General features: G+C 35.5%; 11 protein-coding genes. 3 read left to right on the top strand and 8 right to left on the bottom strand.

Annotation, left to right across the window (positions count from 1 at the left end):
• Window positions 1–1,619, bottom strand: a 1,619-nt coding sequence (locus ACH2CJ_RS06130) for a DNA gyrase/topoisomerase IV subunit A (RefSeq protein WP_394991369.1), incomplete at its 3' end; no start/stop codon positions are given.
• A 193-nt stretch (window positions 1,620–1,812) separates the two neighbouring features.
• On the opposite strand from ACH2CJ_RS06130, the gene ACH2CJ_RS06125 reads away from it, so the two are divergent.
• Window positions 1,813–4,203, top strand: coding sequence for a TonB-dependent receptor domain-containing protein (locus tag ACH2CJ_RS06125; protein ID WP_394991368.1), 2,391 nt, complete (start codon window positions 1,813–1,815; stop codon window positions 4,201–4,203).
• Between the two features lie 86 nt (window positions 4,204–4,289).
• Window positions 4,290–4,838 (top strand): PepSY-associated TM helix domain-containing protein, encoded by a 549-nt coding sequence (locus ACH2CJ_RS06120; protein WP_394991366.1) that lies wholly within the window; start codon window positions 4,290–4,292, stop codon window positions 4,836–4,838.
• A gap of 91 nt (window positions 4,839–4,929) precedes the next feature.
• Here the strand turns inward: ACH2CJ_RS06120 and ACH2CJ_RS06115 are convergent, their stop codons facing one another.
• From ACH2CJ_RS06115 to ACH2CJ_RS06105, 3 genes are all read right to left on the bottom strand, one after another.
• Window positions 4,930–5,649: a superoxide dismutase gene (locus ACH2CJ_RS06115; protein ID WP_394991365.1), complete on the bottom strand. Its 720-nt coding sequence runs from the start codon at window positions 5,647–5,649 to the stop codon at window positions 4,930–4,932.
• Between the two features lie 99 nt (window positions 5,650–5,748).
• Window positions 5,749–6,354 (bottom strand): recombination mediator RecR, encoded by a 606-nt coding sequence (gene recR, locus ACH2CJ_RS06110; protein WP_394991364.1) that lies wholly within the window; start codon window positions 6,352–6,354, stop codon window positions 5,749–5,751.
• Window positions 6,355–6,475: 121 nt separating this feature from the next.
• A complete protein-coding gene (locus tag ACH2CJ_RS06105) occupies window positions 6,476–6,769 on the bottom strand; it encodes an ATP-dependent Clp protease adaptor ClpS (protein WP_394991363.1) in 294 nt (97 codons plus the stop codon).
• A gap of 205 nt (window positions 6,770–6,974) precedes the next feature.
• On the opposite strand from ACH2CJ_RS06105, the gene ACH2CJ_RS06100 reads away from it, so the two are divergent.
• Entirely contained in the window at window positions 6,975–8,414 is a 1,440-nt protein-coding gene (locus ACH2CJ_RS06100) for a sodium:solute symporter (RefSeq protein WP_394991362.1), read from the top strand.
• A gap of 159 nt (window positions 8,415–8,573) precedes the next feature.
• Here the strand turns inward: ACH2CJ_RS06100 and ACH2CJ_RS06095 are convergent, their stop codons facing one another.
• The 4 genes from ACH2CJ_RS06095 to ACH2CJ_RS06080 all read right to left on the bottom strand — a co-directional run bounded on the left by ACH2CJ_RS06095 (window position 8,574) and on the right by ACH2CJ_RS06080 (window position 11,534).
• Window positions 8,574–8,879: a helix-turn-helix domain-containing protein gene (locus tag ACH2CJ_RS06095; protein WP_394991361.1), complete on the bottom strand. Its 306-nt coding sequence runs from the start codon at window positions 8,877–8,879 to the stop codon at window positions 8,574–8,576.
• Window positions 8,863–9,210 carry a type II toxin-antitoxin system RelE/ParE family toxin gene (locus ACH2CJ_RS06090; RefSeq protein WP_394991360.1) on the bottom strand — a complete coding sequence of 116 codons (348 nt, stop codon included), beginning with the start codon at window positions 9,208–9,210 and terminating at the stop codon, window positions 8,863–8,865. Before ACH2CJ_RS06090 ends, ACH2CJ_RS06095 begins: the two co-directional genes overlap by 17 nt.
• Window positions 9,211–9,337: 127 nt before the next feature.
• A complete protein-coding gene (locus ACH2CJ_RS06085; protein WP_394991359.1) occupies window positions 9,338–10,594 on the bottom strand; it encodes a nucleoside permease in 1,257 nt (418 codons plus the stop codon).
• Window positions 10,595–10,694: 100 nt separating this feature from the next.
• Window positions 10,695–11,534 (bottom strand): transglutaminase domain-containing protein, encoded by an 840-nt coding sequence (locus ACH2CJ_RS06080; RefSeq protein WP_394991358.1) that lies wholly within the window; start codon window positions 11,532–11,534, stop codon window positions 10,695–10,697.
• Window positions 11,535–11,796: the final 262 nt, after the last annotated feature.

The following is an 11,796-nucleotide window of genomic DNA, read 5'->3' as shown; positions in this document are numbered from 1 at the left end:
CCAACAAAACCTTTTTCCTGAATTTTCGTTATGACATATTTTCCATCTCGCTTAAAAGCAATGACTTCATCAATATCCGAACAATCCATGATGTATTCAACAGAGTCACTTTTTTTCAAACCGTAGCCAACGAAACCATTTTCACGGTCAACGTATAATTTTTGGTTATTGGCAGCCACAACTGTTGCTTGTACCGCTCCAAAATGTCTGATTTCGGTTTTCCGTTCACGTCCTTTACCGTATTTTTTGAGTAAATCTTTGTAGAAAGCAATGGTATAACGCACAATGTTAGCCAAATTATCTTCAACTTCTACCAGTTCATCAAGCAAGCGTTTCATCAATTCATCTGCTTTAAAAGAGTCGAATTTTGAAATACGTTTAATTTTAATTTCTAACAATCGTAAGATGTCTTCTTCGATGATTTCTCGATAAAAATCTTTCTTGAAAGGCTCTAAACCTTTATCAACTGTTGCAATAACTGCCTCGAAAGTTATACATTCTTCAATATCTCGATAGATTTTCTTTTCTATAAATATCTTCTCCAAAGAGCTATAAAGCACCTTCTCTTTCAATTCATGCTTTCTAATTTCGAGTTCACGTTGCAATAAATGTTGAGTTTGTTCGGTGCATTGCCTTAAAATATCACTGACCGCAATAAAATGAGGCTTGTTGTCAATAATAATACAAGCATTGGGTGAAATGGAGTTTTCACATTCTGTAAAAGCATAGAGAGCATCAATTGTAATATCGGGCGAAGTATTGGGTGCTAAATGAATAATAATCGAAACATTTTTAGCAGTATTGTCCTCTACTTTTTTGATTTTTATTTTTCCTGCATCATTTGCTTTTATAATTGAATCAATGAGTGTGGCGGTTGTGGTGCTAAATGGAATCTCTTGAATTTCAAGTGTTTTTTTGTCGAGTTCGGCGATTTTGGCCCGAACTTTTATTTTCCCACCTCTTGCACCATCATTATATGTAGCCACATCAACCATTCCGCCCGTTAAGAAGTCAGGAAAAAGCTGGAAAGGCTCTTTTTTCAAACAAGCTATTGACGCTTCGCACAGTTCTATAAAATTATGCGGCATTACTTTTGTCGAAAGTCCAACGGCAATTCCCTCTACACCCTGAGCCAACAACAAAGGGAACTTGGAAGGCAAATTGACAGGCTCACGCTTGCGACCGTCATACGACATTTGCCATTCGGTGGTGTCTTCATTGAAAAGTACATCATTAGCAAATTTGGAGAGGCGAACCTCAATATAACGAGGGGCCGCCGCACCATCGCCGGTACGCACATCGCCCCAGTTTCCTTGGGTATCGAGCAATAAGTTCTTTTGCCCCATCGACACAATAGCATCACCAATAGAGGCATCGCCGTGTGGGTGATATTGCATACTCGAACCAATAACATTAGCAACTTTATTGAATCGCCCATCGTCCATTTCTTTAAGGGCGTGCATAATACGGCGTTGCACAGGTTTGAGTCCATCTTCAATGGCAGGCACGGCACGTTCAAGAATTACATAAGAAGCATATTCGAGAAACCAAGTCTCAAACATATCATCAATTACCTCTTTTTGTTGAATAGGGTCGTATTTTGGTTTTTCTTCACTCATATTAGTCGGTTAGCGAAAGCATTATTCTAAGGCAAATATAGTGAAAAATGGTATTATTTTATGGAAAAGTACCATTCAGAAAACGTTATTTAAAATTAGTCTAAATAAAATTTGCATTTTAGAAATCCAAACTTACCTTTGTATCGTTATTTATAATAAGTCTAATTAAGAACAATAAACTAAAGAAATTTATATGAAAAATTTACCTTTTATTTTGCTGATGCTAATAAGCAGCTTAGGATTCGGACAAAATGGCCAACTGAAAGGCTCGGTAAGCAATGGCGAAGGCAAACCTGCCGAATTTGTTTCAATTCAATTGAAAGAACTTAATAAAGGAGCAACAACCGATGAGAAAGGAGAGTTTGTAATCAATAATGTTACTCCAAATACTTATACTTTGATTGCCTCGTTTGTAGGATTCAAAACTTTAGAAAGGAAGATTAAAATCGAAGCGGATAAAACGACAGACATTAGTTTGGAGCTATTTGAAAATAGCGAATTGCTAAAAGAAATCGTAGTAAGAGGTGATGTATATCCTAATGAAAGAGTACTTTCTGTTGGAAAAATGCCTATAAAATCAATGGATTTACCTCAAAGTGTTGCCGTAATTGCCCAAGAAACAATAACACAACAACAAATTTTACGTTTGTCGGATGCTATCAAAAATGCCAATGGTGTTTATGTTTCTGGAAATAGTAATGCTTCTGGAAATAATCAAGAAGAATTTGGTGCAAGAGGTTTTGTTTTTGGAAGTAGCAATACATTTAAAAACGGTGTAAGGTTTAATGGGACTTTGATGCCCGAAGCAAGTTCGTTATCAAGTATTGAAATTATGAAAGGTAGTTCGGCATTGTTATTTGGCAATGTTGGTGCAGGCGGAATTCTGAACTTGGTGACCAAAAAACCAAAATTTTCACAAGGTGGCGAAGTAAGTCTGAAACTTTCGGAATATAATTTTATTAAACCAACAATTGATGTTTATGGAAGTATAAACAACAGTAGTAATGTAGCATACAGGCTTGTTAGTACTTATGAAAAAGGCAACAGTTTTCGTGATAATGTGAGCAGTGAAAGATTTTACATTAATCCATCAGTATTGATTCTTTTAAACAAAAAGAGTTCTTTACTACTTGAGGGTGATTATTTGAAGGATAACCGTACGCCAGACTTTGGAATGACAACCATTAATTATGATGTTATAAAATTACCAAGAAACTCCTTTTTAGGTTTCGATTGGGGCAATTTCAAAACTAAGCAGGAAAGTTTTACGACTACATTTAACCATAAATTTAACGAAAAATGGCAATTGAAAAGTATTGTTTCATACCAAGGTTTTACAACAAATTTACTCTCAAGTTTAAGACCAAATAGTACAAATTTGGTTGAGGCAAATGGTGATTGGAAACGAGGAGTTCAGAAAATGGATACCAAACAATCTTATGGGCTTGGGCAAATTGATTTAACTGGTGAGTTTAAAACAGGGAATGTTAAACATTTACTATTAATTGGTACCGATTCGGATATTGGCAATACTGAAACAATAGCTTTTAATAATATTATAAACTACGATAAAATAAATATTTATGACCCCCAAAAAATAATAAGCAAAAACGATATTTATGCCTCAACAGTTGTGCCTTTGATGACCGAAAATACCAACCAAGAAACTAAAATTAATAGGGCTGGCATTTACGTTCAGGATTTTGTAGAAATAAATTCAAAATTAAAATTATTAACAGGATTACGTTTCAGCTATCTTGAAAATATCACAAATACATATACTTATTCAACAAAAAAAAATGTAGAAACGAAAAATTTCGATACGGCATTTTCTCCTAAAATTGGGCTAACATATCAACCAACAACACACAATGCTGTGTTCCTGAGCTATACTAATTCGTTTGCATTAAACACTGGGACGGATATTAATTTAATAAATTTACCAACTTCTACCATTAATCAATATGAATTAGGCTTAAAGAATGAGTTTTTTAATAAACAACTTACCGCAAATATTACGGGCTATATGATAGATTATTCTAATTTGGCACAAACTGATTTGAGTAACGGCAATACCAATACCAATATTAAAGAATTGGCGGGTAGCTACCAAAGTAAAGGAATAGAATTAGATATTACAGGATATTTTAAAGCATTAAAATTAATGGCTGGTTATAGCTTTAATGAAGCAAAATATACAAAAAGTAATATATATGCTGTAGGAACAAGGTTAAGATTTGTTCCTACCCACACAGCAAATGCCAGTGCTTTTTATACTTTTGAAAATGCAAGGCTATTAAAAGGTCTGGAGGTTGGATTATTAACTACGTACATCGGAAAAAGATTTGGAGGAAGGCTAAGCCCACTAAACCCTATTACTGCTGCCGAAAAAGCAAGAAAACTTATACCTGTAGAAGGTTTCCTACAAATGGATTTCTCTGTCGGTTACACCTACAAAGCTTTTACAATTAGAGCCAAACTCGCCAATATTGGAAATGTAATTAGCTATTATGTGTATGATGATAACACAGTTACTCCAATTGCTCCTCGAATGGCGACAACAACAATTTCATTCAAATTTTAGACGAAAATAGGCACAATAACAAAAGTGTAATATCGGGTATTCCACATAAATTTCGACAACTTTTTATTTAAGTTTAAATTTGTTTTATGAAATTTGACATCAGAAGCCTACACCGAGATTTTGGATATTTCTTTATTGGCCTCATTATATCATTTGCCCTTTCGGGAATTCTCCAAAATCATCGTCAGACTTGGCATCCCGAGAAATATACGGTAGAAATAAAGCCAATAAACCTACAATTACCTCAAGATGAAAAAGAGTTAACCGAAGATTATATCAAAGATTTGACCAAAAATTTGGGTTTTAAAGATAAATTTCGCAGACATTCTATCAAAAATGGTGAATTGAAAATTTCCTACGAAAAACACGATGTGGAAATAAACATCAAATCTGGGAATGGGGAAATTATTGCATTCAAGAAAACACCTTTCATTGGTCAAATGAATCAACTACATAAAGATACTTCGGTTTGGTGGATTTATTATTCAGATGTTTTCGCTTTAGGGCTAATATTTATTGCTGCAACTGGAGCAATGATGTTTCCGAGAGGTAAGTTTAGTTTTAAATCAAGAGGCTGGAAATTAGCAGTTGCGGGAATCGCTTTCCCATTGATTTTCCTGTTTTTGATTGCTTAACAGATATTATGACAAATTAAAAGGGCTTATTTCGTAGAGAAATAAGCCCTTTTACATTCAAATCCATCATCTCAGGTTTATCTACTAAAAATTACTTCATTGCCTTTTCAAAATTCTCGCTTGCGTTTTTCCAGTTTACAACATTCCAGAAAGCAGTAATATAATCGGCACGTTTGTTTTGATATTTCAAGTAATAAGCATGTTCCCACACATCAAGAGCTAAAACTGGCGTTCCTTTGTCGGTAGCTATATCCATCAACGGATTGTCTTGATTGGCGGTTGAAACAATTTTTAATTTTTTATCGGAAGTAACAATTAGCCAAGCCCAACCCGAACCAAAACGAGTAGTTGCAGCTTTAGCAAATTCGGCTTTCATATTATCGAAACTACCAAAACTTGCAGTAATGGCATCAGCTAATTTTCCTGAAGGCATTTGGGCGGCATCCCGGCCTCCTGCATTTGGCGACATGATTTGCCAGAAAAACGTATGATTCCAGTGTCCACCACCATTATTTCTAACCGCAACTGGATATTTACTAATGTCTTTTAACAATTGGTTAATCGACAACTTTTCCATATCAGTGCCAGCAATTGCTTTGTTGAGGTTGTCAACATAAGCCTTATGGTGGCGGTCGTGGTGAATCTCCATTGTCATTTTATCAATGTGCGGTTCAAGGGCATCATTGGCATAAGGTAGCGGAGCAAGAGTAAACATTCCCTCAAAAATAGGCGATTTACTTGCAAACGTATCGCTCAATTTAAAGGCGAATGTACTTCCTATAAAGGCTGTGATGAAATCTTTTCTGTTCATTGGATTTTCAGATATAAGGTATATACAAATCTACTGTTTTATCAACAATAGCCTACGATTTAAGTTTTCTTTAACTAAAATTTAACACCTTTCGGTATTTTACTCATAAGCAATCCTACTCAAAATACTTCTACCGAGCGTTACTTCGTCAGTATATTCTAAATCGCCGCCGATTGGAATTCCTCGGGCGATAGTGCTGATTTTTTTATTAAAAGATTTGAGTTTTTTTTGTAAATAAAAAGCAGTTGTATCGCCTTCCATCGTTGGACTAAGTGCCAGGATAATCTCATGAATACCAAGGTCTTGTTCTACTCTTTTTATCAGAGATTCAATGTTCAAATCGTTTGGCCCAATGCCTGCCAATGGCGAAATAATACCGCCTAATATGTGGTAAAGTCCACGATATTGTGCTGTATTTTCGATTGCGAGTACATCACGGGTATCTTCTACAACACAAAGCACCGATACATCTCTACGAGGTGAAGTACAAATTAGACAAAGTTCGGCATCCGAAATATTATGGCATTTGCGACAAAAAGTTGTTTTTGTTCGCATTGCTATAAGTGCATCTGCCAACGACTGAGTTTGAGTTTCATCTCTTTTGAGCAAATGAAGAGCCAACCTCAAAGCTGATTTTTTGCCGATCCCTGGCAACTTTGAAATTTCAATAACAGCTTCTTCGATAAGTTTTGAAGGAAAGTTCATTCTAATTAGTCCACGGACAACGATTTTGGGTATTTTGTGGAGACGCAGGGATTCTAACCCCAGTCTAAACTTGTAACTTGTTTTTTTCTTATGTTTTAGTCGATAGTTAATCGACCATTGCCTACTTCAACATTATCTCCGCCGAAATCTCCCGACGGCAAATTTCATTTCTCAAACCAGCCAATTCTTCAAAATCGCCCGATCTCACTCCACATTTCCCTTTATAATGAATAATTAGCGTACATTGTTCGGCTTGCTCCGGCGAATGCTGGCATACATCTATCAAAGTAGAAATTACATGGTCGAAAGTATTAATTTCATCATTAAAAACGACCAGCTCCCATAATTTTATACTGGCAATGTCTTGGACTGCCTCATCAATCACCTCAATTTCTGGACTTGGTAAGGTTGTCATTTTTTTAAGTTTTTGCACGAAATTTGCTTAATTAATATTTGTAAAATACTGTTAGTAAGTTATTTAAATATTCTCTTTGTTCAAAAAAATCTTGTTGAATTGTTATTTTTTATGCTAATATAATTCATTCTTGCCAAAGAGTAGTTTTGTTATCGAAAAAAAAGTTTTGATATTTGAACAAGATTTAAAAAAAACCTAAACACTTATGACCCCGATTATTGCCTTATCTATTCTGATTGTTTATTTTGTTGTACTCATCGCCATTTCGTTTTACACTGCCCGAGGAGCAGATACCAACACTTTTTTTACGGCAAATCGTCAATCTCCTTGGTATTTAGTAGCTTTTGGTATGATTGGAACATCAATTTCGGGTGTTACGTTCGTTTCGGTGCCAGGTGCAGTTGGTAAAATCCAATTTTCTTATTTTCAAGTGGTGCTAGGCTATGCCGTTGGTTATTGGGTAATTGCCACGATTTTGATGCCCTTGTATTATCGTTTAAATCTGATTTCGATTTATGGTTATCTCGAAAAACGCTTTGGATTTTGGTCATATAAAACTGGCTCGGCTTTCTTTTTACTTTCTCGTACTATTGGCTCGGCGGTGCGTATGTATGTGGCAGTACAAGTACTTCAGTTAGCTATTTTTGATGCTCTTGGCGTGCCGTTTGAAATTACCGTTGTAATTGCAATGGCTTTAATATTTGTTTATACTTTCAAAGGTGGCGTAAAAACGATTATTATTACTGATACACTCCAAACATTTTTCTTGCTAACTGCTCTCATGCTGACCATTTATTTGATTGGAAAATCATTAAATTTAGGCGTAGGTGATTTATTTTCGACGGTGCGAGATAGTCAATATTCTAAGATTTTTGTCTGGGATTGGGCAAATAAGCACCATTTTGTAAAAGATTTCTTGTCAGGAGCATTCATTGCCATCGTTATGACAGGACTTGACCAAGATTTAATGCAGAAAAACTTGACTTGCAAAAGCATCGGAGAAGCTCAAAAAAATATGTTTTGGTTTTATATAGTTTTGGTTTTCGTAAATTTGCTTTTCTTGAGTTTGGGCGTACTTTTATATATTTATTCTGAGAAGATGGGTATACCAATTCCTGTAAAAACCGATGATTTGTATCCTTCGTTGGCACTCGGAAATCAGTTTGGAACTTTGGCAGCGGTTACATTTTTACTCGGAATTACTGCCGCAACCTATGCAAGTTCCGACTCTGCATTGACAGCACTCACAACTTCTTTTTGCGTAGATTTTTTGAATATTGAGAAGTATGAAGAGGCGAAGCGTCAAACACTCAAGCATTATGTGCATATAGGTTTTACGGTAGTTTTTATCATCGTAATCATTATTTTTAAGGCTTTAAATAGTCAAGAAGTTATTACGGCCGTGTTTAGTATTGCGGGTTATACTTATGGTCCATTATTAGGTCTTTTTGCCTTTGGATTATACCTCAAACGCCCATTGACCGATAAATTTGTACCATTTGTTTGTATCGCTTCGCCATTTCTAACTTATACCATTGAAGAGTTTACCAAAGCAACTTTCGACTTCGAATTTGGCTTCTCGAAATTGATGCTCAATGGATTTCTTACTTTTACAGGACTTTGGATGTTGTCGAGAAAGGAGTAGGTTTTTATTATATCGTTCACTTCCACTACAAAAATGGAAGTGAACGGTGACTTTTTTATGCCGTTTAGGGAACGATTGACGGAATACTTGCTGAAAGAAGCTTAAAAACCTCATTTTGAATAGCAAATAAAGAATTCAAACTTGTACAATATTTATCGGTCAGAGTTTGATTGAAAGGTGTAATTGCCCACCAAATCCAAGTTCAACTATTTTTTGTAAGGTAGAAATTCGAACCTCCTTAACGTTATTCTCTATGCGTGAAATGTATGATTTAGTTGTTCCGCATTTTTCTGCAAGTTGTTCTTGTGTCATACCTTTTTCCAGTCTTGCATCGTGAATCATCGCACCAAGCTTGAATTGTTCATATCCTGTTTCTAATTCTTCACGTTTTGCACTGCCTCTCTTGCCATATTGTTCGTCTTTGAACTTGGCAAGTGTTGTAATATTATTATTTTTCGTTTTCATATTCTGCTTTTATTTTAAGGGCTTTATCAATCTCTTTTTTAGGTGCTTTTTGAGTTTTCTGTTGAAATCCATTCGCCAATACAACAAATTTTCCATTATCGAAAAAGCAAAATAATCTAAAAATATCACTTGCTACCTGAACTCTAATTTCGTAAAGTCCATCAGTGCCTTCTAAATGTTTGAGGTAAGTTTCAGGGATTCTTTGAAGTTCTTCAATTAAATCAAAAGTCCAGATAATTTTACTTTTTACTTTATCATGCTGTTTTTCAAAAAACTCTCGAAAGTAATTTTTGTAAAATATAATTGTCCGTATAGTAGATTCGTTGCCCATAAGGCAAATATATAAAAGTTTTCCGAAAGTGCAACTTTTAAGTGTGAATTATCTAAAGATTTATGCTCTGTTTTGTGGTAATAACAAAACAAGAACTACGCAATAGTAGCAGAATGATTTCAAGCAATCAATGCTCTTTTATCTCAAAATCTTCCTCATGTTTATGTTTGAAAAGTATGGCGAAAAGTATGCCTACAATAAGCGAATACGCCGCAAATGAGAGCCAAATGCTGCTCCAGATTTTAGTACCATCGGCCAAGGTAAAGTATTTTTGAATCATAAAACCACTAATCAAACTTCCTGAAACGGCCCCAAAACCATTAACCATCATCATGAATAACCCTTGTGCCGATGAACGAATTTTTGCATCAGTATAAGTTTCTATAAACAACGAACCTGAGATATTGAAGAAATCAAAAGCCATTCCATATACAATACACGACAAGATAATCATCCAAAGCCCGTCGGCTGGGTTCCCGTAAGCAAAAAGCCCAAAACGCAATACCCAAGCAATCATACTGATAAGCATTACTTGTTTAATACCAAATCGTTTTAAAAAGAAAGGAATCGCCAAAATAAATAAGGTTTCTGAAATCTGCGAAATCGACATAATAATTGCGGGAAATTTTACGGCAACAGTATCTTTATAGGCATCTACGTTGGCAAAATCATGCAAAAAAGTATCGCCATAGGCATTTGTAAGCTGTAATGATGCTCCTAAAAACATAGCAAAAATGAAAAATATAGCAATTTTAGCATCTTTAAACAGCTTGAAAGCGTCTAAACCAAGCAATTCTATAAAACTTTTATTATCGGTAGTAGCTGCCAAAGGCGGACATTTGGGCAAAGTAAGCGAGTAAATAGCCAACACAATAGCAGAAGCCGCCGCAATGTAAAACTGATTAGACGAAGTTTCGTTGTGCGTAAGGCTAATTACCCAAAGGGCTACTACAAAACCCACCGTTCCCCATACTCGAATGGGTGGAAAATCTTTTACGAGGTCGCTTGTATTATTATTTTTAAGAATCGTATAAGCAATTGAGTTAGATAAAGCCAATGTTGGCATATAGAAAATTACACAAAGTAAAATCGCCCAAAAGAAGTCATTTGGATTATCGACTTGCGGAATATAAATCAAAACTAATGCTCCTAAAAAATGCAAAATGGCATACAATTTTTCGGCATTGATATACTTATCTGCAACGATTCCTGCCAATGTTGGCATAAACAACGACGCAATGCCCATTGTAGAAAAAATAGCTCCAAATTCTGCTCCTGACCACCCTTTATTCTGAAACCAGTATGCTCCAATTGTGATGAGCCAACATGCCCAAATGAAAAATTGGAGGAAATTCATTATAATTAACCTGTATTTAATGCTCATATCAGAAGTTTGTCTTGTAGAAATGCCCATTAATTGTTGGCATTCCAGTGTTTAGGGTTATCAATAAATTAAAGATACTCGTTTCAAACGAAAATAGAAATTATTTTTGAATAATACTGACATAGGCATCTAATATTGAGCTTGAATCACCTCTGAAACCTCCAGTAATAGGATTTATCAGTTCGGCTTCAGAAGAAGAAGCCAGCGTAATGTATTGATTATCAACAATTACACCCGATGTTGGGTCGAAACCACGCCAACCACCACCTGGTAAATATACCTCAACCCAGGCGTGTAGTTCGTGGGCTTGCAACTCACTTCCGTAGCAATAACCGCTTACAAATCGGGCAGCAATTCCGAGCGATTTACAAGCAGCAATCATCAAAACCGCATAGTCACGGCAAGTACCATCTTTGCTCAAAAGGGTGGTTTCGGGTGAGTTTGCCGCACCTTTGATGCGTTTTTCGTAAACAAAATTTTCTCTGATATATTTAGAAATTCTGACCAAAAAATCGGTTGTTTTCCAGCCTGCTTCAGAAGCAATTTGGCGAGAAAACTGGTGTACAAGTGTAGTTATGCCTTCTTGCGTCAAGTAGGGTTGCAATAATGAAAGTTCTTTTTCAGGATATTTGAATGGAATTTTTTCGACATCAAAGGGGAAATAAATGAAATGATAAGGGTTAAACGCCTTCGAATCGGTTTCAAAACTTGCTTTTATTGTAAGTTCATGACACATAGTATTGAAGAATGCAACAAATTGTGCATTGCCTTCTACATCAATATTTTTGAACATAAGACTCGGAACTGGCTGAATATCAAGCTGATAATGGCTAATTTCTTGGTTGGGCGATGCCTTTGGTCTTAAATAAATCGTGTGCGGTGTCAGCGAAACAGGACTTGAATAAGAATACCGCAATGTATGTTCAACACTTAAAATCATTTGGAATTTACGAACGGTTGGTCGTTACTATGATGATTTACAATTTAAGAATAAAATTTTTGAGAATCAATTCATTAGCTATAAAAATGATTGATACTTTGGTAAATAATGACATTTGAGCTAAGCATTTGCAAGCCCAAATTCATTAGACTTCTTGCGAAAATGTTTTATGATTGAAAAATAGTAGATTTTCAAGCGAAAATTGAGGGAATTTTGAAAGCATAGCACCGCTACGGTTGAAAAATTTGCTCAATTTGTAGCC

This window comes from Emticicia sp. (genome assembly GCF_043780375.1).
Taxonomy (GTDB): domain Bacteria; phylum Bacteroidota; class Bacteroidia; order Cytophagales; family Spirosomataceae; genus Emticicia.
The sequence above is the reverse complement of the archived record's forward strand: the minus strand, read 5'-3'. Positions and strand labels throughout refer to the sequence as shown.

Coding starts and splice junctions, on each gene's coding strand:
- ACH2CJ_RS06125 (WP_394991368.1), top strand. CDS start 1,813: ATGAAAAATTTACCTTTTATTTTGCTGATGCTAATAAGCAGCTTAGGA.
- ACH2CJ_RS06120 (WP_394991366.1), top strand. CDS start 4,290: ATGAAATTTGACATCAGAAGCCTACACCGAGATTTTGGATATTTCTTT.
- ACH2CJ_RS06115 (WP_394991365.1), bottom strand. CDS start 5,649: ATGAACAGAAAAGATTTCATCACAGCCTTTATAGGAAGTACATTCGCC.
- recR (WP_394991364.1), bottom strand. CDS start 6,354: ATGAACTTTCCTTCAAAACTTATCGAAGAAGCTGTTATTGAAATTTCA.
- ACH2CJ_RS06105 (WP_394991363.1), bottom strand. CDS start 6,769: ATGACAACCTTACCAAGTCCAGAAATTGAGGTGATTGATGAGGCAGTC.
- ACH2CJ_RS06100 (WP_394991362.1), top strand. CDS start 6,975: ATGACCCCGATTATTGCCTTATCTATTCTGATTGTTTATTTTGTTGTA.
- ACH2CJ_RS06095 (WP_394991361.1), bottom strand. CDS start 8,879: ATGAAAACGAAAAATAATAATATTACAACACTTGCCAAGTTCAAAGAC.
- ACH2CJ_RS06090 (WP_394991360.1), bottom strand. CDS start 9,210: ATGGGCAACGAATCTACTATACGGACAATTATATTTTACAAAAATTAC.
- ACH2CJ_RS06085 (WP_394991359.1), bottom strand. CDS start 10,594: ATGAGCATTAAATACAGGTTAATTATAATGAATTTCCTCCAATTTTTC.
- ACH2CJ_RS06080 (WP_394991358.1), bottom strand. CDS start 11,534: ATGATTTTAAGTGTTGAACATACATTGCGGTATTCTTATTCAAGTCCT.